Here is a 26,690-nt window from a genome sequence, read left to right on the forward strand (position 1 = left end):
ATGCCCCGTTTCTCGGCCAACCTAGGCTTTCTTTTCACTGACGTTCCTGAAATCGAACGGATTGCGGCCGCAGCCGCAGCAGGCTTCAAAGCCGTCGAGATGCACTGGCCCTATCAGGTGCCTGCTGCCGAAATGCGCAGCGCCTTGAGCCGCAGCCAGGTCACCATGCTCGGATTGAACACACCGGTCGGTAACGCCGCCGCGGGCGATTTCGGGCTCGGCGCCCTTTCGGGCCGCGAGGCCGAGTTTCAACAGGCACTCGATCAGGCCGTGTCCTACGGACATGCTATTGGCGCGACAGCCGTTCACTGCATGTCCGGGCTGGTCACTCCGGATGCTGCTTCAGCCGCTGAGCGTACACTCGTGACGAACCTGACGCTTGCCGCCGACAAGGCCTCCCAGGCTGACATGACGGTCCTGATCGAACCGATCAACCATCGGGACAAGCCGGGATACTTCCTTCACACCATCGAGCAGGCCGCGTCGATCATCGATCAGGTCGGCCGCCGGAACGTGAAGATCATGTTCGACTGCTATCACACCCAGATCATGCAGGGAGATCTGACACGGCGGCTCAAGGACCATCTCGATCTCATCGGCCACGTGCAGATCGCTGCGGTTCCGAGCCGTGCCGAGCCGGATGAGGGCGAAATCGACTACCGCGACATTTGCCGATCGCTCGACCGTCTGGGATACAGCGGCTGGATCGGAGCCGAATACAAGCCGCGCGGCCGGACGGAAGACGGCCTCGGCTGGCTTTCAACCTGGACCCAGGATCGATCCTCCAACGGCCGTGGAGCTGTGACATGAAGCTCGGATGCGTCGCCGATGATCTGACCGGAGCAACCGACCTCGCTCTCATGCTGGCCCGCGAAGGGCTCCGGACGATCCAGACGATCGGCGTGCCGCGGGCGGGTCTCGACCTGTCGGGTGCGGACGCCGTCGTCGTCGCCCTGAAATCCCGGACGGTTCCGGCTCCCGAGGCTGTCGCTCAATCCTTGACCGCGGCGGAGGCTCTCAAAAAGGCCGGCGCGCAACACCTGTTCTTCAAGTACTGCTCGACGTTCGACTCCACCGACGAGGGTAATATCGGGCCCGTTTCGGAAGCCCTTCTCGCCTTCACCGGCGCCGACTTCACCCTCGCCTGCCCGGCCTTTCCAGCCAATGGACGTACGGTCTACAAGGGCCACCTCTTCGTGAACGGGGTGCTACTGCACGAAAGCAGCATGAAGGACCATCCGCTGACGCCCATGCGCGATTCGAATCTCGTGCGGGTTCTGCAGCGACAGACGAAGCGCTCGGTCGGCCTCGTTTCCTATGAAGACGTGGAAGCAGGACCGGACGCCATTCGCTCAGCCTTCGAGCGCGAAAAGGCTGCGGGACATCAAATCGTCATCGTCGACGCGCTGAACGACGCGCACCTTCGGGCCATCGGTCTCGCAGCCGCCGACTTTCCTCTCATGACCGGCGGATCGGGTGTCGCCATGGGCCTGCCTGCCGCTTATCGGCAGAGTGAGCGCTCAACCGCGCCCTCCCCGTCAAAAGGCTTCGATGCCCCTGCCGGCCGCAGCATCATCCTGGCTGGATCGTGTTCCAGCGCCACGAGGGAGCAGGTCAAGACCGCCCTTGAAGCCGGCGTTCCCGCTCTCCAGCTCGACGCCATGGAGCTCGCCTCGGGAGCCATGTCCGCGAAGACGGCTCTCGAGTGGCTGAAAACACAGCCTGCCAACGGACCGGCCCTGATCTATTCCACAGCGACCCCCGACGAAGTTCAGGCGGTCCAAAGCAAGCTCGGACGCATGAATGCGGGGAGATCGTCGAGAGCACCCTTGCGGGAATTGCGAAAGCGCTTCCGGCCCTCGGCTTCACGCGCCTCATCGTTGCCGGCGGCGAGACGTCCGGGGCCGTCGTGAATGCCCTCGATGTCGGTGCGCTCGCGATCGGGCCCGAGATCGATCCGGGCGTGCCCTGGACCCGCTCGCTGGCCGGGATCGACCTCGCGCTTGCGCTCAAGTCAGGCAATTTCGGAACTCCGGACTTCTTCCTGAAGGCCTGGAACCTGCTTCGATAGAGCTGCGGCTCAAATAGTCGGCAAATTCAGCGGCACAACAACCCGGTAACGACCGCCTGCCGGAACGGAGATACGTGCGATGAACTATCATGATTACTACGCGAAGGCGGATCGCCCCGTAGAGACCTGCGTCGTCGGCACCGGCGGCTTCGGCCAGAGCTTTCTCGCCCAGGCTCAACGCGTGCCCCTGATGAATGCGCGCATCGCCGTCGATCTTAGCGCCGAGAGTGCTGCATCGGGATTGAAGGCCGCTGGAATCGACCCGCGCAAGATCCAGATTTGCGAGTCGGCTCATGAGGCGAAGGCCGCGTGGGAGCGTGGAGACTACATCGCAACCAAGGATCTCGCGCTCGTGTGCGATCTTCCTTTCGATGTGATCGTCGAAGCGACCGGTCAGCCGAAAGCGGCAGCCCGTCATGCCCTGCTCGCGGTCGAGGCCGAAAAGCACCTTGCGCTCGTCACGAAGGAGCTCGACAGCGTCGTCGGCCCGGGCCTCAAAGCTCTTGCCGCCGAACGTGGCCGCATTGTCACGACAGTCGATGGCGATCAACCGAGCCTGCTCATTGGCCTTGCCACCTGGGCCGAAGTCATGGGCTTTCATGTGATTGCCGCTGGCAAGTCCAGTGAGTACGATTTCGTTTTCGATCCCTCCTCCGGCCGTCTCACCAGTAACGAGCGCTCCGCCGAGAACGTGGATCTGGAAGGTCATTGGGCACTCGGCGAACGGGATGTTGGCGAGATCCTGGCCGCCAGAAGCAATGCCATTGCCGGCTTCCCGCAGCGGGCCGTGCCGGATCTGTGCGAGCTCATGGTCGTTGCGAACGCAACGGGTCTGCAGCCCGACCGATTCGATCTTCATGCGCCCCTTGCGCGCATCAGTGAGGTTCCGACGATCTTCTCGCAACATGATGATGGCGGCATTCTCTCGGGCACCAGGCGTCTTGACGTCTTCCACTGCCTGCGCAAACCCGACGAGATCAGCTTCGCGGGTGGCGTCTTCGTCATCATTCGCTGCGACGATGCGAAGAGTTGGGACATGCTGGCCCAGAAAGGACATATCGTCAGCCGGACGGGCGCAAACGCCATGGTGTTCCTGCCGCGGCACCTGCTGGGGCTCGAGGCCGCCACCAGCATCCTCGACGCCGCAATCCATCAGACATCCGGCTACGGCTCCGACTACCGGCCGCGCTACGACCTGATCGCCGTAGCAACCGAGGACCTGCCGGCTGGCACGGTTCTCTCCATGGGAGGACACCACCATACGATCTCGGGCGTGACGGCCGAGTTCCGGCCCGCCGGACCTCTCACGGCGACAGCCCCTGCCCCGTTCTACCTTGCGGCGGATTGCCGATTGACGACTACGATCCCGAAGGGGCAGGAAATCCGGATGGGAGACCTGGAACCGCAGGAGGCATCGGCGCTGATGCGGCTGCGGCGGGAGCAGGATGCACGCTTCTTCGGACCCCGGTCTTAAGAGCCTCACCCGGAGCGCATAATCGATGGCCTTCCTCTCCCTCCTGCGGCCTGACCGCTTCACCATTGCCCTTGTGGCGACAGCCATTCTCGCGACGGTTTTGCCTGCGACAGGTGCGGCGGCCCCCATTCTGAAAATGGTCATCGTCGGCTCGATCGCGCTCCTGTTCTTTCTCCAAGGAGCCCGTCTTCCCCGGCAGGCGATCATTCAAGGGGCCATTCATTGGCGCCTTCACCTGATGGTGTTCGCCGCGACCTTCATCCTGTTCCCGGTTCTCGGGCTGCTCACGAAGACCTATCTGCAATCGTACCTGGCTCCGGGCATCGCCTTAGGCATTCTCTACCTCTGCCTCCTTCCGTCCACGATCCAGTCGTCGATCACCTTCACGTCGATCGCGGGCGGAAATGTCGCCGCTGCCGTGTGCAGCGCCTCGGCCTCGAATGTCCTGGGAGTCTTTCTCACTCCTCTTCTCATGGGATTCTTCGCGCAGACCCAGGGAGGTGTCTCGTTCGGGGCCATCGGCGAAATCGTGCTGCAGATCCTCGTTCCGTTCGTGCTCGGCCATCTCGTGCGCCCCTGGATAGGACAATGGGTCGAGAAACGCCGGACATTCACCGGCATCGTAGATCGTGGTGCCATCCTCCTGATCGTCTATTATGCTTTTGGAGAAGCCGCCATCAACAACCTGTGGCACCAGTTGGAGCCGAGAGACATGATCCTCCTCGTTCTCCTCAGCTGTGCCTTGCTTGCCGCCGTTTTGGTGATCACCACGACGGCAAGCCGCCTGTTCGGCTTCTCGCGCCGGGATGAGGTCGCCATCGTATTCTGCGGCTCCAAGAAAAGCCTTGGCAGCGGCGTCCCGATCGCCAGCATTCTCTTTCCAGCCAGCATGATCGGCGCGATCATCCTGCCGCTGATGCTGTTCCACCAGATTCAGCTGCTGGTGTGCGCGGTCCTGGCGAGAGCCTATGCGGAGCGGAATGTTCGAGAGCCGTCAGTTGCGGAATCCGCCAGCTCGTCGACCGGCCGAACATGAAACCGGACAAGGTCAATCCGTCCTCGGTTCGATGACCAGTTCAAAGGTGACGCAGACCGGGTTATCGCCGCGCACGATCTCGCCGGCGAAGATCCTTCCCTCGATATCGACGACGTCGATATCGAGGCTTGCCCGCGGCAGGCCGTCGACGCTCACCACCCTGCCCTTACGGATGAGAACCTCCGTCGCATGGGAGTCGACATGGGTTCCATCCGTGAACCGAACTTCGTTCAAGCTGCCGATGCCATAGACGTTGGCCGCTTTGATCCCATGCCGTGAGCAGATGGCCTCGATGGCGAGGGTGATATCCTCGTTGGGCCTGACCTTCGCCAGCAGCACACCGGAGTGGGAAGCCTGTGCCATATCTTCGGAAACAAGCATCGGCTCGAACAACGTAAAATTCGTCTCAGCGTCCGGCAGAGCCTTGAAGGCTGCGGTTCGGGATCCGATCCCGGTGACGACGATCGGCTCCGCTACGATTGTCACCGGTCCGAGCATATGGCCCATCTGCCGGCCGTCGCGTGAGTTCCAGATCCCGTGGCAGTGGATGAAAAGCTTGCCATCGCGCCAGCCGACGATGGCACAGGCGCGCTCGATCGTCACCCACCCCCCAGGCTCGAACGTTCCGCTGTACCAGGCCGCATGAAGAGCGTCCGGAGAGGCGGCCGGCATGACGAACTGGAACGGGTCGCATCGTCCGCCGTCGAATTCCACGAACCCACCGGTGCACCCGGAATTCGCGAATCCCTTGGCGATCGCTGCATCGACGGCCTGCCCTGGCTCAAGCGTGAATTGCAGTGGCACGGCAGACCCGGCAACGGCGGCCGAACGCTCGGGAGATGCAGGGCCAGGGTGGCGAATTGTTCTCAATGTCATGTGTCGCTCCCTGGCAAATCGCCTGAATGTAAAGAAGGCTTCATTCAGCCTCACACTCCCCGCCCGCAATCTCTAGCCCGATCGTCAACGAAACTCCGACACGGCACAGCTCTGACCGCCATCCACCGGCAGGCAGACACCCGTAATGAATTTGGCCTCGTCCGATGCCAGGAAGACGGCAGCATTCGCAATGTCCCAGGCCGTTCCCATTTTTCCAAGTGGGACAGCCGCATTGCGTGCGCTCACCATCTCGTCGATGGACGCATATTGCCCGGAGATCTGCTTGTAGATCAGCGGAGTATCGATAAGTCCGGGCATGATGCAGTTGGCCCTGATTCCCTGTCGGGCATATTGCATGGCAAGAGCGACGGTCGCCTGGTTCACCGCCGCCTTGGTCGCGGAATAAGCGAAGTAGGGATAGCCGGTCCATCGGATGGCTGCGAGAGAGGATATGTTGACGATCGCACCTCCGCCCTGGCGCAACATGTGCGGAATGACGGCCTTGGAAGTCCGATAGATCGGCCCGATATTGAGATCCAGGGCGGCAGCGAACTGCTCCTCGCTCAGCTCGACGGGACCGCCCATATGGGTCACTCCGACGTTGTTATGCAGGATGTCGAGCCTGCCGAATTTCGCGGCCGCTCTCTCGACCGCTCCGTTAATTGAACTCATTTCCGTTACATCGGCGGAGATGGCCAGGGCATTGCCTCCCTCCTTGTCTATGATCGAGGCCGTTTCTTCGGCCGCAGCCTGGACAAGATCAATGCAAACTACGCTCGCCCCTTCCCGCGCATAGGCAACCGCGGCGGCTTTTCCGTTGCCCCAGCCCGGCCCCGACGATCCGGCCCCGAACACGATGGCGATCTTGCCTCTTAAACGCTCGCCCATCCTGGCCTCACCTATGGTCCGCACCAGGGGCTTCGGAGACAGGCACGTTCGGCGCAGGATCGAGAATGCCCGCGATGGAAAAGCCGCCATCGACACAGATCGTCTGTCCGGTGATGTAGCTGGACTTGCGCTGATCGAGCAGGAAGATGGCTGCTCCGGCAATCTCATCCGGCGAACCGTAGCGGCGCTGCGGCACGGTCGTCATCCAGGCAGCGCGCACTTCAGGAGTGTGAACCTCCTGCACGAGCGGCGTCTCGATCGGACCGGGAGCAATGGCGTTCACGCGGATCCCGACGGAAGCCAGTTCGACGGCCATGACCTTCGTCATCGTGATGACTCCTCCTTTCGAGGCGCCATAAGCCACGCGCCCCCTGTTGCCCATCACGCCGGACACCGACGCAATGTTGACGATGGAGCCACTTCCCCGCGCTCGCATCAGTTTGGCCGCCTCGCGGGACACGACGAAACTCCCGATCAGATTGACCTCCAGCATCCTCCGGAAGAGGTCGACGCTTGTGTTGAGGGCAGGCACATCGCGGCCGATGCCGGCTGAATTGACCACCCCCGTGATGGGCCCGAACTCCGCTTCGCACGCCGCGACGGTGCGGACGACTTCATCTTCGTCTGCGACATTCATCCGCTCGAACCGAACCCGGTTGTTGGACGGGGACAGGACATCCCTGCATCGGTCGAGGTTCCTCTGTTCGAGATCCGCAACAACGGCGCGCCAACCTTCGGCAAGAATTGCTTCGACGACCGCAAGCCCGATGCCGGAAGCCCCTCCGGTCACGATCACCGTCTGCTGCTGGGCCATATTTCTCTCTCCTCAGAACTGACACACGGGTTCCGTGGCGAAGCGGAATCTTCACATCAGGTCGTACTCGGTGCCGGCTGGGCCAACGGCAGACAACCGCGAGATTCCAGCTCCGCCCGGATGTCCTTCTTCGTGATCTTGCCATAAGCGGATCTGGGCAGCGCCTCCCAGAAGAACACCCGCTTCGGGATTTTGTAGCGGGCGACCTTGCCCTCCATCCAAGCCAGGAGCTCGCTCTCGCCGACCTCCGCCTGCGGTCGTCGCACGCAGACGGCCACTCCCACTTCTCCCCAGGTTCTGTCGGGTACTCCCAGGATGGCGACTTCGGCAACGGCAGGGTGCGTCAGGATCTTCTCTTCGATCTCTCGCGGATAGACGTTCGAGCCGCCCGAGATGTACATGTCGGAGGCGCGGCCGGTGATGTAGAGATAACCTTCCTCGTCCACATGCCCCAAATCGCCCGTCCGGAACCACCCGTCCCGGAAGGCCTTCGCATTGGCGTCGGGATTATTGTAGTACCCCGCGAATACAGCCGGTCCGCAGACGCAGATTTCCCCTGTCTCGCCGGCTGCCACCTCGCGCCCCTGCTCGTCCTGGATCGAGACCTGCATGCCGGTCCGCTCATAACCGCAGGTTCCGATCTTCACATCAGTGCCGTCGTCGGATTCGTGGAGCGCCGGCGGAAGCACCGTGATGTTCCCGGTCACCTCGCCAAGGCCGAAATACTGGACAAGCACCTTTCCGAGCTTCCTGAGCGCATGCTTCTGGTCCTCCCGGTACATGGGAGCGCCGGCATAGATCACATAGCGAAGCGATGAGTGATCGTGTCTGTCGACCGATGGATGCTCAGTCAGCAGCTTGACGATGGTGGGAACGGTAAAGAGATTCGTGATCCGCCATTGTTCGACGAGCTTCCATGCCTCGTCGATGTCGAACCGCTCGCTCGAAAGCAGCACGGTCTTGACCCCACGCGCCACCTGCGTGAGCTGATGGACTCCCGCGCCGTGGGACAACGGTGCCACCACGAGGGATGCGTCCTGGTGTGTCGTACCCGGCATCAGGTCGCAGAGGTGGTTCGTCACCACAAAGGCCATCTGGCCATGAGTCAGAACGGCGGCTTTCGGACGTCCGGTCGTGCCGGAGGTGAAGAAGAACCAGCATGGATCATCATGCTCGACCGTTGCCATCGGCACGCTCTCACCCGAATATCGTGCAACAAGAGCATCGTATTCCTCACCGAACTCCGAAGATCCGATTGAGATTACGGACCGGATGCCGGGAGCAGCCTCACGCACTGCTGCGACATGCTCCGGGAAGTCACGATGGCAAATCAGGGCCGAAGCGCCGCTCGACTTGGCGAGATAGGCGACCTCGTCCGGCGTTTGACGAAAGTTCGCCGGCACCCAGATGGCTCCAAGCTGGAAGCATGCGAACATGGACTCGAACATCTGGTTGCAGTTCTTGGACTGCACCAGGACGCGGTCGCCCTTCCCGATCCCCTTTGCGGCCAAGGCTGCCGCCATGGCATCGACACGCCGCGCGAGATCGCCCCAGGTCCAAGTCGCGCCCCCCAGACGAAACCAATCTCGTTTCTATGACGCCGGGCCGCCTGATGCAGAAAATTGGCTAGGTTCATGACCCGTTTTGACACAGGTCCGACGCCTCCCGCAGGGATCCGCGTGGAGGTGGTCATTTGCGGCGCTTCCAAAGACAAGCAATAACTGCGTGTGCCATAAGTGATTTTCCCTGTATCGAACTGCTTGAACGATCATCCTCGCGAGACTGAGGCTGCGATCAGAGAAAAGCCGTCGAGATCCACGGTACTGTGGCGATGATCACGAGGCCGATGATGAGCGCCACAAGGTAAGGCCAAATAGCGCCGATTGCCTCATCCGGCGAGACATTGCCGATCTTGCAGGCAAGGTAGAAGCCGATGCCGATGGGCGGCGTCATCAGGCCGATATTCATCGCCGTTACGATGACCATCGAGTAATGAACATCGTTGATCCCAAGGGTCTTCGCGATTGGGAACATGAGGGGAGCCATCAGGACGATGGCGGGTAGCCCTTCAAGAACACAACCCAAAGTCATGAAGACAACGATGGTCACGGCCATGAAGCTGATCCAGCCTCCAGGCAGCCCTGTCATGATGGACGCAAGTCCCTGAGCGACACCCGCCTGCGTGATCGCCCAGGCCATGGCAAGAGCGGTTCCGAGGATCAGCAGGATCGATCCGGTCAGCGCTGCCGTCTCGACCAGCATGCCGTAGAGTTTGCGCCAGCCGATACCGCCATAGAGAACGATGCCCACGAACAGGGCATAGATGACGGCAATGGTCGACACCTCGGTTGCGGTCGCGACACCACCGGCGACGGTGCTCCGAATGAGGAACGGCAGGACGAGCGCAGGAGCTGCGACGAGCAACGTGCGGCCGATCAGTGAAGCCGGAGCCCGGCGTACGCCTTCCATGCTCTCGTGACGGGACTTCCAGCGCGCCAGGACCCCAAGAACCACGAGCAGAACCATGGCGACGACGAAACCGCTGGTGAAGAGGCCTGCAATGGAGACGCCTGCAACGGAACCCAGGACGATCAGGACGATGCTGGGTGGCACCGTGTCGGCCATCGCCGCGCCGGTCGCGAGAAGCGCGATCATCTCCCGTGGGCTGTGACCTCGCCGTTTCATCTCCGGGAAGAGCGCCGGAGCAACGGTCGCCATATCGGATACTTTCGACCCTGAGATGCCGGACACCACGAATAGTGAGCCGAGCAGTACGTACGACATGCCCGCGCGCACGTGGCCGAGAAGCGAGGCCAGGAAATCGACGATCGCTTTGCCCATTCCGGTCGCATCGAGAATGCAACCCAGGAGAACGAAGATCGGGACTGACAGAAGGATGATGCCGGACATGCCTTCATCCATTCGCCCGATCATAACGAAGGTTGGGACCTGCGTGGCAAAAGCCAGATAGCTCAAAGTACCGATGCCGAAGCAGAAGGCGATAGGAACCCCGGCGGCAAGGCAGGCCGCTACGAAGACAACCAGGAAAAGAAGGATCTTAGCACTCCCCAGCTTCACAAGCGAGGGCGAGAAGAACCAGAGTGCGCCGGCGATCGCTATGATCAGGAGAGCCGCGACCGCAAGGTCGCGCCACGATGAGCTTTTCAGCGCATACGCAATCACAATTCCAAGCATCACGACCATGCCGAAGGGAATGGCCGCGACGCGGAAGGTGTTTGGAATGTTCAGTGCGGGCGACGTGATGTACCACTCCTCCAGCGCATAGTCGAAGGCCGGCACCATCAGGCAGAGAAGGAAGGTTGCGATCACCAGGAGAGCGAAGGCCTCCATGAACCCTTGAACCTGTTCCGGCATCTTATGCAGGAACAATGTCAGCCTGAGGTGCTCGTTGCGGTCGAGCGCGATGGCCGATCCCAACATGGCGAGCCACAGGAAGCAGATCGACGCAACCTCATCGATCCACACGACGGGAAGCGAAAAGACATAACGGGAGGTCACGCCCGCCAGCAGAAGCGTCACGATGGCGACCAATAGAGCCGAGGCGACAATCTCGACAGGCTTCAGAAAGCGCGACCCTGCCCGAACCTCGTCGCTTTCGGCGACGATGAGTGGTTCTGATGCAGGAATGGCCTGTGCGGAGGATGTCATGTCCAAAACATTCCCTATGAGTTTTCACCACGCAGCACGGCCGAGTTGGCTAACCGCCACGGAAGTGCCGGGATCCTTTCGCTACAAGCGCGGAACCCCGACATCCAAGGTCGAGTTAGGCCAGGGTGCCGACTGCGCGCTCCAGCAGAGCCCACGCCTCATCGCCATATTTGCCCTTCCACTCCGAGTAGAAGCCGGCTTTGCGCAGCTTATCGCGGAACGGCCCCGGATCGGGCTGGTTGAACACCATGCCTTTCGTGGCTAGCTCCTGCTGAAGATTGCCATTCAGCTTAGCCACATCCTCGCGCTCTTTCACGCCTGCGGCGTTGACGTGTTTGGCGACGATGGCGCGAACATCATCAGGCAGCCGCTCCCATGCGCGCCGGTTCGCCAGGAACCAGAACCCGTCCCACATATGGTTCGTCAAGGAGCAGTATTTCTGGACTTCGTTAAGCTTCGCCGTGGAGATGATGGCGAGGGGATTTTCCTGACCGTCCACTACCTTCGTCTGGAGCGCCGTATAGACCTCATTGAAGTTGATCGATGTCGGAGCCGAGTCGAAGGCCTTGTACATGGACGTCCAGAGCGGAGAGACCGGCACCCGGATCTTGAAGCCCTTCAGGTCGTCAGGCGCACTGATCGGCTTCGTCGAGGACGTCGTCTGCCGGAAGCCATTATCCCAGATCTTGTCCATCGCCACGAGGTTCGCCTTGGCGATCTGCTGACGGACATAAGCGCCGAGTTCACCATCCATCGCTTTCCAGACCGTCGCATAGTCCGGAAAGGCAAAGCCGATTCCATTGATGGATGCGGCCGGTACGAGCGTGGATAGGATCAGGCCCGAAAGCGTGAAGAACTCCACGCCGCCCGAGCGCACTTGGCTAAGCGTATCCGTATCCGATCCCAACTGGCTGCTCGGGAAGATCTGGAGATCGAACCGACCATTCGTCTCGGCCTTGATCGCGGCGGCCATCTCGCGCGCCCGCGCATTCATCGGGTGTGAGTCAGGCAGGTTGTTCGCATATTTGTAGGTAAACTCAGCCTGCTGGGCCCGCACTATAAATGGCGCTCCGACAACGGCACCGGCAAAAGCGGTCGAACCGACAGTGAGCAGCCGGCGGCGAGACAAGATCATTTAACCCTCCTGGTTAGAGACCCTCGGGATCCCCATGCTTCCTCAAGAATCAGGTCCATATGTCGGACCTCTGTTATTGCTGGCACGCCACATGCCAGGCGTTTTCGTTGGCTCCTAAGCTCGACTTTGGCCAATCAAGCGGCGTGACAGAGTGCGTAAACCAAGCATTGCTGAAGGGCCCGTGAGGGTTTCGGCGTTTTGTGCCGGTGCCGGGATGTAAACAAACCTGTCTCGCGCCAAATCTGCCGTCGTACGGTTGCGAGCGCATCCGCAAAAGTCGGATGCGACTTGCGGTACCAGCTGTCGATGAGCACAGCTGTTCGGGTGCGCTGGTTGAGTTGGGCAGCCAGCAGGGTCACGATGGAGAACAGCCCGAACAGGCAAGGGGTGGTGCGGGCCACGGCACGATCCGACCATTGCCGTTGCGTCTCAACACCCAGATGGGCGCGGGCCTCCTGGAACGTGACCTCGACCTGCCAGCGCAGGATGAACCAGCGGATGATCTGCAAGGGAGCCTGCCTGGGATTGGTGCACAGCAAGGCCTGCGGCGAGAAGCGTCCAAGGGGATCGCGCAGCAACACCCAGCGGATTGGTACCACCGGCATGCCGCCGTGGCGCCACACGGCCGTTGCCGAGCAGAACTCGATCAGCCGATCCCCTTCGCCATACCAGCCCGGCACCGTAACGCGTTGCCAGCGCGTACTTGTCCGCGTCAGCACATCAGAAAGGGTTGGCAGGCGAGCTCCTTTGGTGCGGGGACGGCCGCATGTCCCTGGTTGACGCGGTGGAGCCGGCTCATAGAGGGCAGCATCCAGCCGAAGCCGGGTGATGCAGATCACATTCTGACGGGACAGGGCTGCGAGCAGTTCCAGGGCGGCAAAGCCCATGTCAGCCACCAGGATCAACTCGCGCGCGGGCAGCCAACGCCGCACCTGCAGCACCAGCTGGCGGGCCCAGTCGGTCAGCTTCTTATGCCGGTGTCCGCGCTCACGGCAGTAGCGCTCCGAGGGCGCCAAGGCGGTGAGGAACGGCAAGGCCCAGGTCCGGGCGGCCCACGGGATGGGCGCCAGGAGCATGAGACTGATCCAGCGCAGGCCTGATGCCTTGACGAAGTGAGCATCGGAGGAGCGCACCGGATCGCGATAAATGCCCTTGGCTTTGATGCGCCGGCCGCGCCGACGCTCGATGGTGTCATCAAGGCCGAGGATGATCGGACCAGTTGGTGCGAAGGCGTGGATGAGCAAACAAAGCAGCAGACGGGCGGCCTCACGTCCGCTCCAGCGAGCCCGGCTCAATACGCGATGGTAGTTGACGAAGTGAGCCTCGCGACTGAGGCCGGTGATGCGTAAGATGCTGGTCACAGTGCGCTTGCCGGGTGCCAGAATGGCCCCGACGAGCAGGACCTCGGCATGGCGCCAAGTTCGGTAGCGAAAGAGCGGGGCAAAGGCTAAAATGATCGCGGCGAAGCGGGCGGGCAGGTCTGGCATGGCCGTGTCTCTTGGCGGGGACACACCAACTTACCGCATCGTTCGCTTCGCCGCCTCTGCACTCCCAAACCACCTGCCAGAAATGGCCAAAGTCGAGCTAAGGAGGCACTCTGATACTCTTCATTGTCAATTGAAAATTGTTCTTTGGAAGAATTCCTCAATTTTCCGCCATTGAAGGTCCATATGTTGGAATACCAGAAGACGATTTCGGCCAGGATTGCCGTCCAGGGTATCGACGGAGCGGCCTCCAACGGAGCACAGTCAATCGAGAGAGCAGCAACACTGCTGTTACTCGTCGGGCGGGCAGGACCTTCAGGTGCTCGGTTGTCCGACCTGGTTGAGCAATGCGGTATTCCGAAGCCGACCGTCAGGCGCATGCTTCTCGCGCTCGTACGGGCGGGCCTGCTCGACCAAGACCTGGAGACGAGACGCTATTATCTAGGCCCGGAAATTCATGTTCTTGGAACGCTGGCGAGCGCGCGTTTTGGTATTCATTCGATCTCCCTCCGCTCCCTTGTACGACTAAGCCAGCAGACCGGCGATACCGCCTTTCTTTCCGTGCCCCGGGATGTCTATTCCATCTGTGTGCATCGCGAGGAAGGACCTTATCCAATCCGGATTCATGCCCTTCATGCCGGAGACCGGCATCCACTCGGCGTTGGAGCGGGAGGCTTGGCTTTGCTCGCCGCCTTGCCTGACGGGGATGTGGAAGAAGTATTGGCGGCCAATGCAGACGTTCTCGCCGACAAGTATCCGCCGTTCTCGCCTTCGGCACTTCGAGGTCTCGTTCAGGACACGCGGGCAAGAGGCTATGCTCTCAACCCTGGCATGCTTCTCTCGGACTCGTGGGCCATCGGTGTTCCGATCCGTGGATCGGACGGCAGACCGGTCGGTGCCCTCTCCATCGCAGCGACGGAAAGTCGTTTGAGTCCCGAGCGTCAACTCGAGATCGCCCCTCTCCTCAAAAAGGAGGCTTGTTGGATCGAGACACGCTTGAACGAGACTGATATCGGCGAGAAACCGGCGCGAGTTCGGCGAAACCATCCATGACGGCATCCCTCGGTCTTGCCGGCACAGGATCTTCGGAAATCCTGTAAGGTCTCGTAGGACTCATCCGAGCCTCAGTCGAGCGCCGGCTCCCTGTCAGGCCCTTTCTATGATTTCACGGATCCGGACGGCCAAATCTTCGATGGCGAAGGGCTTCGTGATCATCTCCATGCCGGGTGCCAGGAAACCGGATGCGATTGCTGCCTGCTCGGCGTAGCCGGTGATGAAGAGCACTTTCAGATGAGGGCGCACAAGACGTGCGTGATCGGCGAGTTGGCGACCGTTGAGCCCTGGCAGCCCCACATCGCTGACAAGCAGATCGATCCGTTGCTTCGACTCTAGAACTTTGAGACCGGACGGACCATCCACTGCCTCCAGGGCTTGATAACCGAGATCCGCCAAAACCTCGAGGATGAGAGACCGAACGACCGGCTCGTCCTCGACCACCAGAACCGTCTCGCCCGCCTCAGCCCGATGGATCTCGCCTAAGCCTGAAGCGGCAACTTCCCCTTCCAGTTCACCTGTGTAGTGCGGCAGGTAAATCTTCACGGTGGTGCCTCTGCCAAGCTCACTGTAGATCCTGACATGCCCTTCGGATTGTTTGGCAAAGCCATAGACCATGGACAAGCCGAGGCCTGTCCCCTCGCCAATCGGCTTGGTCGTGAAGAACGGATCGAAAGCTTGAGCCAGAACATCGGCAGGCATGCCGGTCCCCGTGTCGGACACGCAGATCGTCACATACTGGCCGGGAGAAACATCTTGCGGGGAGGCCGTATAGATACGATCCAGGTTAGAGACCGACGTCTCGATGGTGAGTGCGCCTCCCTCAGGCATGGCATCCCGGGCGTTGATCGCGAGATTGAGAATGGCGCTTTCCAGCTGGTTCGGATCGCAAAGCGTCAATGGAAGGTCATCGGATGCAACGATCCTGAGTTGGATCGCTTCGGACATGGTTCTCCGAAGTAGATCTTCCATGGACAGGACAAGTCGATTGGCATCGACCGGCCTCGGGTCGAGAGGCTGCCGTCGCGCGAAGGCGAGAAGGCGGTGCGTCAGTGCGGCGGCACGATTAGCCGATGTGATCGCGGATTTGATGTAGCGATCAATCCTGTCGAGGCGCCCTTGCGCCATACGTGACTGAAGGAGATCGAGCGAACCGACGATTCCTGTCAGCAGATTGTTGAAGTCGTGTGCAATACCGCCTGTCAGCTGGCCGACTGCCTCCATCTTTTGGCTTTGCCGAAGCTGCTCCTCGAGTTGTTTGCGCTGCGTCACATCGCGCCCGACACTGTAGAACACGTCCTCCGCCGGAGCGAAGGTCCAGTTGATCCACCGATGGGACCCATCCTTAGCCTGGACGCGGACGTCGATGTCGTTGATCGCCTTCCCACCTTGCAGGGTCTGAAGAAGGGTGTTGCTTAACGCCCGATCCTCTTCGTGGATCCAGGCATCGATCCGGGTTCCGACGATCTCATCCTCTCGGTAGCCCAGCAGTTCCGACCAGGCCGGATTGACGGCACTGAGATAACCATCGGTGTCGCAAACACTGAACAAATCGCTTGATAGGCTCCAGAGCCGGTCGCGCTCGCGGGTACGCTCCTCGACACGACCTTCCAGCTTCTCGTTGAGGTCTCGAAGTCTCGCTTCAGACTGCTTGGCCGCCGTGATGTCATAGATCACGCCGATAAACCGCAATCCTGCCGTTTCCGTGTCGCGCACATACTCGCCTCTCCGGGCAAGCCAGCGAAGTTCTTTGTCATCGGCGCGCCGGATCCGGAACTCGACATAGGAGGCAGCTTCACCGGAGCTCTGTTCCACGATGGCGCGATCGCCCGGCTCGATGAGAGAGTTGACAGTCCGAACCGGGAGAACATTGCTTGGATGAAGCCCGAGCAAACGGCAGAACTCGTCCGAAACGTTGACGGTGGCATAGCCATCGAGATATTCGAATGTTCCGATCCCGCCGGCGCTCTGCGCGATCCGAAGACGCTCCTCGACGTGCTTCTGTTCGGTAATGTCGATGACGACGCCCGTAAATCGTACCGGCCGATCATCTTCATCAAAATGACAGCGTCCCCGCGCAAGAGCCCACCGGGCCGAGCCGTCGGCGGCGAGAAGACGGTATTCCTTCGAGAAGATCTCCGCTCCGTTGAGAATGCCGCCAACGGCAAGACGGATCCTCCGACGATCATCCGGATGAATGGCTTTGAAGAAATCCCCAGTGGGCAGCCCCTTGGCTGCCTCTGCGGGATCAAGTTCATGAAGTGCTGCGAACCGTGCATCCGCGGCAAAGCGTCGGCTGGGAATGTCCCAATCCCAGGAGCCGCCAGTTCCGGCAACAGTCAGTGTGAGGCGAAGCCGCTCGTTCGTCTGGCCCAGTTCTCTTTGGCTCGCCTCAAACGCGGCCTGCATCGTCCTTGACTGATGTGCCTGAGTGATATCGACCTGTGTTGAGAGGAAGAATTGCGGCTCTCCGCTTCCATCGCAGATGGGTGTGATGAAGAGATGGTTCCAAAACTGTGAACCATCCTTGCGACGATTGAGCAGTTCGGCTGAGATCGCCCGACCAGCTGTGATCGCTTCCCGTATCTGCGCGACAGCGCCCTGGTCCGTGTCAGGAGTCTGCAAGAAGCGGCAGTTTCTGCCAATCGCCTCCTCGGGAGAATAGCCTGTGACTCTGGAGAAGGCTTCGTTCACGTAAACGATCGGGTTGTCAGAGGTTCGCGGATCCGTTGCAACCATAGGCAACCCCGACTTCTCGAAAGCCGAAAAGATCGGACCCGCAATGCGCCGCAGTTCACTGACGGCGATATCGATCGTCCGCTTCGCTTCGCCCTGTGACAAGACTTGGGCCGTCATATCTGGTAAGACTTGGTTAAGGGAGGCCTGAATATCATCGTTCAAGCCTCGTCGCCAATAACCCGCTCGATGAAGCCCGCGATCAGTTCTTTCAACGCGGCAAGCGACGGCAGATCCATCAGCATGGCGATATAGCCCCGAATATTACGATTCCGGATCGAGAAATTGATGTAGAGAAAGAGAACCAGCCCCTCGTCCGGCTGCTCGTGCGGGAGAGTGAAGAGTCTCGCGCCATCTCCGCGGATCACTTCCGGCAAGGAGATGTTGAGGGAGCGTTTCAGCATGTTCGCCATGGTTGCGAGGCAGCCGTTCAGGATGATGTTTCCCGTTTCGGCAAGAGCCTCGTGCTCCATATCGGCAATCTGGTCGAACGGCACATCGCTCCCAATGATCGCCCTGACGAGATCGAGACTCGTTGCTTCGGGAAAGATCAACAGAGCCCGACCCGAGAACGCACCCTCGAATTGCTGCTGAACGGCAACGAGTTCGTCGGTCTCACGCTCCCCGATCAGCCGAGCCGCATTATGAGGAGCCATGAGCTCGATGGAGGGAACCGACAGAAGGACTTCCTCGCCGATCATCTTGCGCAGGCTCGAGGCAGCACGACTGACGCCGATGTTGACGAGCTCTGTCAGAGCATCATGTTCGAGATCGGTCAGAGCAATGTCATCGTTCATCATGCTCACGCGCCGCCTGAACGCAGGCGGAGCGCCGCTCCGGAGACGAATCCTCTAAGGCCATCCTCAGTCAGGGGCTTGCTGACGAAGGTGGCATTCACCTCTCTTGCCCGGGCAATCACCTCGTCCTGGATATTGGCGGTGATCACCGCGATGGGCATGGTCGGGTGAATGGCCCGCAACTCGGCCGCCAATTCCAGACCGTCCTTATCCGGCATATTGAAGTCGATCATCGCCACATCGATCTTCCTCTCGCGCAGGATCTCAAGGGCATCCTGCGCATTACCGGCCTCGATACGTTCCCATTCTGGCTGCAAAGCAGCCAAGGTCTTGCCCGCGACAATACGCGCCAGTTTGCTATCGTCGACGATCAGAACAGTTGTAGCCACTCAGATGCTCCGCCAGGGGGATTAAGACTGCCGGGACCAGCCGGTTTCGCTTGAGAGAAAAAGGATATTTGTTCTTTTAGAGTATCCGGGAATAATGACAACCGCTCAGCTCTCCGGCTACCCTGCGTCGGAGGATTTTGCCACTCTCAGAATGGGTATCAGCCAGTCCTGGACGAAGGCATCCTTTTCTCCTTCCCTGATAGGAGGCCTCAGGGCCATGAGAATCTGAAAAACCGCCGCATGGAGGTGCTCGGCGTCCGTCAAGTCCACAACGCGGCTGCTGTCCGCCTGAAGCCATCCGAGCAGCGGCTCGGCATCTTCCACCCGACACTGCCCTTCTAGCAGGATGATATTGCCATCCAGTCGCGCACTCATCCGATCAGCTCCGGAATATCGAGAATCATGAGGACGCTGCCGTCTCCGAGAAGGGTTGTCCCCATCACGCCGGGCATACCGGCTAGGATGCCGGCCATGGGCCGCATCAGAACGTCCATGCGCTCGGCAAATCCGTCGACTGCAACCCCGACCCGTTCATCCCCCGCCGACATGATCAGAACTTTCGCCCCCCTTCCTGGATCCGAGACGCGGGAGATCCCCAGGAGATCGACGAGCCTGACCAGGGGGAGCGTCCGGTCGCGCAGCACAAAGGCCTCGCCTTCCTGAATGGGGAGGATGCGTGAGGCCGCCACGAAGGCCGTTTCCAGGACACCGTCGATGGGGATGCCGTAGGTCTCGCCACCCACCCGGACTGCCATCACCTTCGTCATGACGATGGTGAGCGGCAGGGAAAAGCGAATTGTCGTTCCGCGTCCCAGCAGGCTCTGCACACCGACTTGGCCGCCTAGCCTTTCGATTGCCGAGCGCACGGCATCCATGCCAACCCCTCGACCCGACAGATCGGTGATCTCCGACGCGGTAGAGAAGCCCGGAGCAAAGATCAGCTCTATGGCCTCGGCATCGCTCATGCGCTCGATCCGATCCCCTGGAGCGACGCCACGCTCCTGGGCAGCCCGCCGGATGGACGCAGGATCGATGCCCCTCCCATCATCGCTCACTTCGACGATGATCCGATCACCATCCCGGCGAGCTCGCAGGACAATCCTCGTTCCGGTCGACTTTCCTGCCTCCAGGCGAATATTCTCTGGTTCTGCGCCATGGGCGACGGCATTGCGCAACACATGGAGCAGAGGCTCGAACAGGCCTTCCACGACGGACTTGTCCGCCTCGACATCCTCACCCTCCATGGAAAAATCGATGAGCTTGCCCAATTGCCCCGCAGTATCGCGGACAGCGCGCGGAAAGCGCCGAAAAATATCGCGCATGGGCATCATGCGAACATCCATGACGGCTCTGTGCATGTCCGCGACGAGTCGGTCTATGGCTGCCTGACTCGCCTGGATGCCTTGGACAAGGTCCTTTCGATCCGTCCCTTCGCCGCTCAAGGCTGCCAGATGCGCCAACGAATTCTTGGCAACGACCATTTCGCCGACAAGATCCGCCAAACGATCAATCCGTGCCGCATCGATACGCAGCATCCGCGAGGCGGCCGCACCGACTGCACTCGTCTCACGGCTCGGAGAGCCGTCAGATCCGACTTCATGAGTACCGGCCGTATCCCGCCACGCTACTTCATGAATCGTCACCTGATCCGGAACAAAGCGGAAAACCGTCTTCACCGCGTCGAACTCGGCGCAGGACAGAGCCTCGATCCGAAGATTGCAGGAGAAAGGATCGATCTCGGCGGCAGGAGGCCACGGCTCCCTGTTTGTCGTCCGAACAGCGACAAGATCCGGAACCGAGCGCAGGAGCGCGAGAGGATCGTCGCCGGCGAAAAAGCAGTCGGCTCGCGGTGTGTACCGGATAGCAACGAGACCGACACTATGCGCCTTCAAATCTGCTCGATCGGATCCTGCCGCCAACAGATCATCGATCCAGCCGACGTCCGCCTCCGGGATCATAGGAGCAGCTTGTGCCGCTCCTTCATCGAGCTGTGAGCGCAGAGCCCGTGCGAGGCGATATCCTTCCTCACCGGCATCGGGCGGCAGTTGCCCGGTTTGTTCGATCGCGCCAACCCAGCGCTCCGCCTGGCCGATGCATTCGAGGAGGATGTCGATCACATCACTATCGATCCTTGCTTCTGCGCCTTTGAGAGCGCCGAGGAGATCCTCGGCGGCGTGAAGCGCCAGTCCCATAGGCGCGAAATCGAACAGGCCGACGGACCCCTTGAGCGTGTGGACGGCTCGGAAGGCACCGTCCAGGTGGGCGGCGATAGCGGGTTCGCGCTCCAGAGCCAGAAGGTCATCGGTTGCCTGCTGAACCAATTCTCGCGCCTCGACAGTGAAATGCCGGAGAAGATCGTCCATCACGCACCCTCCCCCGGCCTTTGATAGACGATTGCGTCCTCGAAGCGGCGGAGACTGAACTGCTTCGAAATGCGGTTCATCGACTCGGTATGGCCGAGACAGATATAGCCGCCTGGATTCAAGGCATCGTAGAGATTGTTCGCGGCGAGGAGACGGGAGGCGTCGTCGAAATAGATCAAAACATTGCGGCAGAAGACGATGTCGAACCGGCCTTGGGCGGCAACGGAGGCCCTGTCCACCAGATTAACGGATGTGAATTTCACCGATTCCCGCAGATCCTGAATAAGCCTGCGTTGACCCTCATGAGGAGGCTCGAAATAACCCTCGATCATGCCCGGCGGCAGGCGCGACAGGGCGCGCTCCCCATAAATGCCTGCTTCCGCCTCGACCAGAACCCGCGTGTCGATATCCGACCCGACAATCTCGATGTGATAGGCATCGACCATAGGCCAATTCTCAAGGAGCCAGATGGCGATGGAATATGGCTCCTCCCCTGTCGAACATGGCACCGACCAGATCCGCACGAGATCGCCGGGTTTCCTATTTCGCACGATGTCGGGCAACAGCGAACGACCCAGGCAATGCAGCTGATGCTCCTCACGGTAGAAATAGGTCTCATTGACCGTGAAGATGTTGATCAGGTGCTCGACCTCGCTCTCGCTAGCTTGAACATGCGAGAAATAAGCTCGAAAGGTGCGCATTCCGGTGGCGGACATGCGGTCGGCGACGCGCCTTTCGATGTAATAGCGCTTGCTTTCACCGAAGATCATCCCGGTGCGGCTGTAGAGAAACTCGCACAGGCGGCGGATTTCGTCCGGATTGAGCGGCGTCGCAGATCCTTGCTCCGCTCCGGCAACCCTTTTCGGCGATTGCGGCTTGCTCATGAGCGCCCCAGCATATCGATGATCCGGTCGGCGATCAGCTCTAATGGAGCAACGATTTCCGCCCCGCCCCTTCGAACGAGTTCGCCAGGCATGCCCCAAACGACGGCACTCTCCTCGGCCTCGGCGATTGTGCGACCGCCCTGCCCCCGAAGCCGCGTCATGGCTTCAGCTCCATCGCTGCCCATCCCCGTCATTAGCACCCCAAGCAACCTGGTAGGCGCAAAGTGCTGCATGGCGCTGTCCACCAGCCGGTCGACGCTCGGATGCCAGCGATGCTCCGGAAGGGACGGAGCTGCCAGCACGATAGGGCCATCCGGACGGGTGCCGACGATGACGTCCGCATCGCCTTTCCCGATATAGACGTTTCCGGCTTCGAGAGGCATCGGACGGGTGACTTCGATGACTGTCAAAGCGCACAGCTTGTCGAGCCGGCGGGCGAGCGGACCGGTGAAAGATCCTGGCATATGCTGCGCCACCACCACAGGCCACGGAAAGTCGGACGGGAGCCGCGAAAGCAATGCATCCAAGGCGGGCGGACCTCCCGTAGAGGTGCCGACGAGAACAACGCCATACGCCGGAGAGACTGCGCTCCTGGTCGCACGCACTGCCAGCACCGGGCGGAGAGACCTTCGAGGTGCCGCCATCGGTTTCCGGTTCAAGCCACTCTTCAATCGCACCCGTTCAGCCAATCTCAGACTGCCCGGCAGGCGCGCTCGCGATGCGGCACGGACTTTTTCGACAAGCAGGGGGGCAAGGGTCTCGATCTCCAGCGAGACAGCCCGTTCCGGCTTCGCGATGAAGTCGACGGCACCCAGCTCCAGAGCCTCAAGCGTGACGTCTGCCCCTTCCGCGGTCAGAGACGACACCATCACGACAGGGCATGGGTGTTCCAGCATGATGCGATCGAGACAGGACAGGCCGTCCATCTGCGGCATGTAGACATCGAGCGTGATGACATGCGGCTGAAATCCGGCAAGTTGCTCAAGGGCTTCCACGCCATTGCGGGCGAAGGCAATCTCGAAATCTCCCTCCGCGGCAAAGACATTGCCGAGAAGACGTCGCATCAGGGGAGAGTCATCGACAATCAGCAGCCGGATCACGGAGCAGGCCGATCCGGATGACCATCGCCCATGGCCGCAAGCAGGTCCTTCTCCGCTCTGTCCAGGAGTTCGCGTGGATTGAGCAGGAGGATCATTCGTCCCTCGACGTCGATATTGGCGATGCGATCGATGATTTGGCTCCCATCCGCTGCCAGATCGGGCGTCGGGCGAAGCTGGCTTCGGGGGATCTTGAGGACCTCCGATACGGTATCGACGACGAAACCGGCCTGCATATGGTCGATCGTGACGACAACAATACGCTCCCGTCTCCGCTCACCGTGTCCTTCGAATTTGAAGCGCCGCCGCTGATCGATCACCGGAACGACATGGCCGCGCAGGTTCATGACACCTTCGATGAAGGCTGGAGCCTTGGGCAGACGCGACAGGGTTTCGGGAACACGCACCACTTCGTCCACGGATGCGACGGGCAAGCCGTATTCCTCACCCCCCAGCTGAAACACGATGAACTGCTCGTCGCCATCCGAAGAACTGTCGGGGCTGCTCATCTCTGGACTCTTCTCCTTTTGCGGCGCGATGTGTTCAGCCAAGGCCCGATCGCGAAACAGACTGTCCGTCGACAGAACCGACACCAATCGCCGCCCTCCCTCAAGTCGGTAGATGCCTTGAATTTTGGCCTCTGCTGCGCCACGGGTCAGGATTGCAGGCACAGGTTCGATCTCATCGGAGGGAACGCGAAGGATCTCCTTCATGCCATCCGTCACCAAACCTATCAATGCCTCGCCGATCCGCGCGACCACAACACGGGATTTGGCGTCTTCATGTCCGCCCGCGCGCAGACCAAGGAGTCCACGGAGCGAGACCAGCGGGAGCAGGCGCTCGCGCAGAGCCATGACTCCCCGCATGGCGGCCTCAGCCTGAGGAGCGGCTGCAACACCCGGGGGAAGCGTCACGACCTCATGAACAGAGTCCAGGGGCAGGGCGAAATCCTGGCCTGCGACCGCGAAGCAGACGAGGGCCACTTCGTCACGGGATATCGCCGTGCCGGCTTGGGGCTCCGAGATTTCCGACACACGCCGGTGCTGCACACGGCGGCTGAAGTTGCCAAAATCCCGAGACAGCAGCGCATCGAGATCAATCAAACGCGCGGATGCGCCATCCACTTCCGAGGCATCGGCGCTCCCCAACGATGCTACCCTGTCGATCAGAAGGCCGATTGGAGCGCCGCGATCGATAACGACAACACGGGCATTCGCTGTAGGGCGCTCCTTGCCTCCGAAAAGGCAGTGGAGCGATATCACTGGCATCACGGCGCCCCGCAGATTAGCGACCCCGACGAGGCTCGAAGGGCCGAGCGGCACGCGAGTCACGGCCGGCGGGCGGATCACCTCGGCAACGTCGGAGGCGGGTAAGGCAAAGCGTTCGTCACCCACCATTATCGTCAGGAACGACTGAGTGATAGCCGAAGGGGCCGTTTCGGCCATGATCTTACGACTCCGCGATGTGGAGTTCGTCTGCCAGGGAGGCGATCTCCTCAATGGCGGCGGCAAGATCCTCAGCGCCACGCGCCTGCTGTCGAGCCGCGGCGGCGGCCTGAGTGGCGGCACTTCCCGCCTGCTCGGCCACAGCCGCGACCTGCTGCGTACCCAGCCGAACCTCGCGGACCGCCGTTAGGATCGTTTCCGATCCCGCCAGGATGGCAGCGCTGCCCTGCCGGATCGCGTCGACATCGGCCTCCACCGCATTCAGCCTTTCGGCCATCATGGTGTTCTTGGCGATCTCCGCCTCCGCCATCGCGGCGCTCTGTTCCAGGTCGCGCCGGACGACGGTAATCTGCTCACGAATCTGGCGTACAAAGTCTTTGATGCGATCGGCATTCTCGGAGGCATCCCGCGCAAGGGCGCGGATGTCCCCGGAGACGATCGCGAAGCCACGACCGGCTTCACCAGTGCGCGCAGCCTCGATGGAGCCGCTCACGGCCAGCATGTTGGTCTGAACAGCGACGAGTGCGATACTATCGATGATCTTCTCAATGCGCCGGCTGGACTCGTCCAGACCTCCCATCAATCCTACGACGGCCTGGGATTCCTTCAAACGCTGTTCGACGCCTGTGGCGAGCCGCATTATCGCGGTGCGATTGTCCTGGAATGCCGAGGCAAGAGACTCGATCCGCTCGACCGCCGCGCCGGCAACATCCCGCGAGGTGCCGGCGGCGCGGTCGATCTGCCCCATTGCGGCATTCGCCTGCTGGGTTGCTGCAGCCTGGATCTGAGCCCCCCGGCTGATCTGATCGACGGCGGTCATGATCTCGCCGGCAGCTCCCGATAATTCCTGAATGGCCGCCGAGAGCTCCTCCGCCGCCGATCCGACCTGTTCGGCGCTGGCAGATCCTGCACTGTTCGTCTGGAGATCGTCAGCCAGGACGGCAAGCGCCTGCGCGGTCTGCTGGCTTTGGTCGAGAGCGACACTCTGCTGCTGCACGGCCCGCTGAGCCTCGGCCGCCGCTGCAGCCTGCTCCTCGGCGGCGCTGGCCACCTGCTCAGCCCCGCGCTGCGCTTCGCGGATGGCCGCCTCGGCCTCGACGGCGGCAACGAGAATTGACTGACTGCCATTGGCCAGAAGGATCATGTCGGAGCGGATCCTGTCGAGAGCCGCGACGGTGGCGCGGCCGACCTGAGCCTCGCCGGACGCCGTTTCGGCTGCGGCCCTGATCCTCTCGGCGATGGAGCGGACCTCCGTGACGATGCCTTCGGCAAGAGTTTGGATATCCTGAGCGCTTCTTTCCGATGTGCTCGCCAAGGCTCGCACCTCATCGGCCACGACGGCAAAGCCGCGGCCGTTGTCTCCGGCTCGGGCCGCCTCAATGGCTGCATTCAGAGCCAAAAGGTTTGTTTGGTCGGAAATATCGCCAACCGTGCGGGTAATCTCGCCAATCGCGGCAGCCTGCTTCTCAAGGAGCGAAATGATCTCAACCATGGCGTTCTGGCGCGCCGCGTTCGCTCCGACGGCGGCGACAGAAGCGTCGATTTGAGCCCCGGTCTCGATCAACAGGGTTTGGAGACCGGCGGTCTTGGCGCGAGTGGTCTCCGCATGCTGTCGGGCCTCGGAGAACGAGGTGCCGAGGCTCACGATGGCAGCCAGGGATTGCTGCGAAGCGCCTGCTGCCTCCTCGGCCCCAGTGGCAATCTGCTCCATAGAGCGACGCAATTCCTCCGCCGCAGATGAGGCCTCAGTCACCCCGCTGGCCAATTCCTCCGAGGCAGCGCCGATGCGCTCAGCAGCCTTCTGCTGCCGGGCCCTGACCCGCTCGAGAGCCCGTCGTGGTGAGTTTCCTGCTTTTGGAGATGTCGACGACGCCGCTTGAGTTGCGGAATCACTATTAACCTGACGGAGATTGCCCTTACCGGGCAGTTCGGTCGTCTTAACCAGTGCCATCGATGGCCTTTGAAGTTTGCGGACAGCATGTGAGGGCTCGATCCGACGTGCTGGCACTTTGGTCAGCCCAGTCCGATCGAGGCGAGGTGGAGCCAGGACTTTTATAGGTTTCTGTCGCTCGGTAGCAAGATACGCACGTGGCTATTTCGACAATAAAAACAATGTTGTGCAACAATTGTACACCAGAGACCCTGACGCGAAGGGGATGCCGCTCATGTCCTACTCCACCGCGTACCGGCCATCCAACCTCCGACGTTCTTCGGATGAAGAAACCGCGTTCTCGGAAGTGAGAGACGGACAACATGCAGCAGTCCGGCCCAGGAGAAGTTCATCTCTCTTCCGTCAACCGGCCTTCGCTAGGAGATTTTTCAAAACTACTTGCGCCTCCAAGACAACGAGCCCAGGTCGAAAGTCCTTTAAGGGGCCGTTTGACAGTTTAGAAAAGCTTTGATCAGATGGTCAAATCAAGAGCCTGCTCCTTGAGAAGCAGGCCGAGGTGAACGGATCGATGGCCTGAAACCCGCCTGG

18 protein-coding genes and 2 pseudogenes are annotated in these 26,690 nt (G+C 60.9%); 5 read left to right on the forward strand and 15 right to left on the reverse strand.

What is annotated here, in order from left to right:
• The 4 genes and pseudogenes from ACD578_RS09560 (at position 1) to ACD578_RS09575 (ending at position 4,581) form a co-directional block, all read left to right on the forward strand.
• Entirely contained in the window at positions 1–810 is an 810-nt protein-coding gene (locus ACD578_RS09560) for a hydroxypyruvate isomerase family protein (RefSeq protein ID WP_404292565.1), read from the forward strand.
• A pseudogene (gene otnK, locus ACD578_RS09565) lies at positions 807–2,071 on the forward strand (3-oxo-tetronate kinase). The gene ACD578_RS09560 and the pseudogene otnK overlap by 4 nt, the downstream one beginning before the upstream one ends.
• A gap of 79 nt (positions 2,072–2,150) precedes the next feature.
• Positions 2,151–3,545, forward strand: a complete 1,395-nt coding sequence (locus tag ACD578_RS09570; protein WP_404292567.1) for an NAD(P)H-dependent oxidoreductase — start codon at positions 2,151–2,153, stop codon at positions 3,543–3,545.
• Between the two features lie 25 nt (positions 3,546–3,570).
• Positions 3,571–4,581: a bile acid:sodium symporter family protein gene (locus ACD578_RS09575; protein WP_404292569.1), complete on the forward strand. Its 1,011-nt coding sequence runs from the start codon at positions 3,571–3,573 to the stop codon at positions 4,579–4,581.
• A gap of 12 nt (positions 4,582–4,593) precedes the next feature.
• Here ACD578_RS09575 and ACD578_RS09580 read toward each other — a convergent pair whose 3' ends face one another.
• The 7 genes and pseudogenes from ACD578_RS09580 to ACD578_RS09610 all read right to left on the reverse strand — a co-directional run bounded on the left by ACD578_RS09580 (position 4,594) and on the right by ACD578_RS09610 (position 13,450).
• Positions 4,594–5,457 carry a PCC domain-containing protein gene (locus ACD578_RS09580; protein WP_404292571.1) on the reverse strand — a complete coding sequence of 288 codons (864 nt, stop codon included), beginning with the start codon at positions 5,455–5,457 and terminating at the stop codon, positions 4,594–4,596.
• An 84-nt stretch (positions 5,458–5,541) separates the two neighbouring features.
• On the reverse strand, positions 5,542–6,345 hold the full coding sequence (locus ACD578_RS09585; protein WP_404292572.1) for an SDR family NAD(P)-dependent oxidoreductase: 804 nt from the start codon (positions 6,343–6,345) through the stop codon (positions 5,542–5,544).
• Between the two features lie 7 nt (positions 6,346–6,352).
• Positions 6,353–7,159, reverse strand: coding sequence for an SDR family NAD(P)-dependent oxidoreductase (locus ACD578_RS09590; protein WP_404292574.1), 807 nt, complete (start codon positions 7,157–7,159; stop codon positions 6,353–6,355).
• Between the two features lie 56 nt (positions 7,160–7,215).
• Positions 7,216–8,852: pseudogene (locus ACD578_RS09595) on the reverse strand (acyl-CoA synthetase).
• 101 nt (positions 8,853–8,953) lie between these two features.
• Positions 8,954–10,828 (reverse strand): TRAP transporter large permease subunit, encoded by a 1,875-nt coding sequence (locus ACD578_RS09600; protein ID WP_404292575.1) that lies wholly within the window; start codon positions 10,826–10,828, stop codon positions 8,954–8,956.
• A gap of 115 nt (positions 10,829–10,943) precedes the next feature.
• Positions 10,944–11,963 carry a TRAP transporter substrate-binding protein gene (locus tag ACD578_RS09605; RefSeq protein ID WP_404292577.1) on the reverse strand — a complete coding sequence of 340 codons (1,020 nt, stop codon included), beginning with the start codon at positions 11,961–11,963 and terminating at the stop codon, positions 10,944–10,946.
• A 134-nt stretch (positions 11,964–12,097) separates the two neighbouring features.
• The gene (locus tag ACD578_RS09610) at positions 12,098–13,450 is read right to left on the reverse strand and encodes a transposase (RefSeq protein ID WP_404292579.1); all 1,353 of its coding nucleotides are present in this window, start codon (positions 13,448–13,450) and stop codon (positions 12,098–12,100) included.
• 183 nt (positions 13,451–13,633) lie between these two features.
• Between ACD578_RS09610 and ACD578_RS09615 the strand changes: the two genes are divergently transcribed.
• Positions 13,634–14,500, forward strand: coding sequence for an IclR family transcriptional regulator (locus ACD578_RS09615; protein ID WP_404292581.1), 867 nt, complete (start codon positions 13,634–13,636; stop codon positions 14,498–14,500).
• Between the two features lie 93 nt (positions 14,501–14,593).
• Here ACD578_RS09615 and ACD578_RS09620 read toward each other — a convergent pair whose 3' ends face one another.
• The 8 genes from ACD578_RS09620 to ACD578_RS09655 form a co-directional block, all read right to left on the reverse strand.
• Complete coding sequence (locus ACD578_RS09620) at positions 14,594–17,284, reverse strand: PAS domain S-box protein (RefSeq protein WP_404293771.1); 2,691 nt, start codon at positions 17,282–17,284, stop codon at positions 14,594–14,596.
• A gap of 113 nt (positions 17,285–17,397) precedes the next feature.
• Complete coding sequence (locus tag ACD578_RS09625) at positions 17,398–18,036, reverse strand: chemotaxis protein CheX (protein WP_404292583.1); 639 nt, start codon at positions 18,034–18,036, stop codon at positions 17,398–17,400.
• Between the two features lie 2 nt (positions 18,037–18,038).
• Positions 18,039–18,422: a response regulator transcription factor gene (locus tag ACD578_RS09630; RefSeq protein ID WP_404292584.1), complete on the reverse strand. Its 384-nt coding sequence runs from the start codon at positions 18,420–18,422 to the stop codon at positions 18,039–18,041.
• Between the two features lie 371 nt (positions 18,423–18,793).
• A complete protein-coding gene (locus tag ACD578_RS09635) occupies positions 18,794–20,785 on the reverse strand; it encodes a chemotaxis protein CheA (protein WP_404292586.1) in 1,992 nt (663 codons plus the stop codon).
• Entirely contained in the window at positions 20,785–21,669 is an 885-nt protein-coding gene (locus ACD578_RS09640) for a CheR family methyltransferase (RefSeq protein ID WP_404292588.1), read from the reverse strand. Before ACD578_RS09640 ends, ACD578_RS09635 begins: the two co-directional genes overlap by 1 nt.
• Positions 21,666–22,769, reverse strand: coding sequence for a chemotaxis-specific protein-glutamate methyltransferase CheB (gene cheB / locus ACD578_RS09645; RefSeq protein ID WP_404292589.1), 1,104 nt, complete (start codon positions 22,767–22,769; stop codon positions 21,666–21,668). The genes ACD578_RS09640 and cheB overlap by 4 nt, the downstream gene beginning before the upstream one ends.
• Positions 22,766–24,211: a chemotaxis protein CheW gene (locus tag ACD578_RS09650; RefSeq protein ID WP_404292591.1), complete on the reverse strand. Its 1,446-nt coding sequence runs from the start codon at positions 24,209–24,211 to the stop codon at positions 22,766–22,768. Before ACD578_RS09650 ends, cheB begins: the two co-directional genes overlap by 4 nt.
• A gap of 4 nt (positions 24,212–24,215) precedes the next feature.
• Positions 24,216–25,964 carry a methyl-accepting chemotaxis protein gene (locus ACD578_RS09655; protein WP_404292593.1) on the reverse strand — a complete coding sequence of 583 codons (1,749 nt, stop codon included), beginning with the start codon at positions 25,962–25,964 and terminating at the stop codon, positions 24,216–24,218.
• Positions 25,965–26,690: the final 726 nt, after the last annotated feature.

It is taken from the genome of Microvirga sp. RSM25 (assembly GCF_044784385.1).
Lineage (GTDB): Bacteria > Pseudomonadota > Alphaproteobacteria > Rhizobiales > Beijerinckiaceae > Microvirga > Microvirga tunisiensis.

Bases quoted from the DNA above. Each gene is read 5' to 3' on its own strand.
- ACD578_RS09585 (WP_404292572.1), bottom strand. From the start codon at position 6,345: ATGGGCGAGCGTTTAAGAGGCAAGATCGCCATCGTGTTCGGGGCCGGA.
- ACD578_RS09625 (WP_404292583.1), bottom strand. From the start codon at position 18,036: ATGATGAACGATGACATTGCTCTGACCGATCTCGAACATGATGCTCTG.
- ACD578_RS09600 (WP_404292575.1), bottom strand. From the start codon at position 10,828: ATGACATCCTCCGCACAGGCCATTCCTGCATCAGAACCACTCATCGTC.
- ACD578_RS09640 (WP_404292588.1), bottom strand. From the start codon at position 21,669: ATGAGCAAGCCGCAATCGCCGAAAAGGGTTGCCGGAGCGGAGCAAGGA.
- ACD578_RS09650 (WP_404292591.1), bottom strand. From the start codon at position 24,211: ATGGCCGAAACGGCCCCTTCGGCTATCACTCAGTCGTTCCTGACGATA.
- ACD578_RS09580 (WP_404292571.1), bottom strand. From the start codon at position 5,457: ATGACATTGAGAACAATTCGCCACCCTGGCCCTGCATCTCCCGAGCGT.
- ACD578_RS09560 (WP_404292565.1), top strand. From the start codon at position 1: ATGCCCCGTTTCTCGGCCAACCTAGGCTTTCTTTTCACTGACGTTCCT.
- ACD578_RS09605 (WP_404292577.1), bottom strand. From the start codon at position 11,963: ATGATCTTGTCTCGCCGCCGGCTGCTCACTGTCGGTTCGACCGCTTTT.
- ACD578_RS09570 (WP_404292567.1), top strand. From the start codon at position 2,151: ATGAACTATCATGATTACTACGCGAAGGCGGATCGCCCCGTAGAGACC.
- ACD578_RS09590 (WP_404292574.1), bottom strand. From the start codon at position 7,159: ATGGCCCAGCAGCAGACGGTGATCGTGACCGGAGGGGCTTCCGGCATC.
- ACD578_RS09615 (WP_404292581.1), top strand. From the start codon at position 13,634: ATGTTGGAATACCAGAAGACGATTTCGGCCAGGATTGCCGTCCAGGGT.
- ACD578_RS09635 (WP_404292586.1), bottom strand. From the start codon at position 20,785: ATGGACGATCTTCTCCGGCATTTCACTGTCGAGGCGCGAGAATTGGTT.
- ACD578_RS09610 (WP_404292579.1), bottom strand. From the start codon at position 13,450: ATGCCAGACCTGCCCGCCCGCTTCGCCGCGATCATTTTAGCCTTTGCC.
- ACD578_RS09575 (WP_404292569.1), top strand. From the start codon at position 3,571: ATGGCCTTCCTCTCCCTCCTGCGGCCTGACCGCTTCACCATTGCCCTT.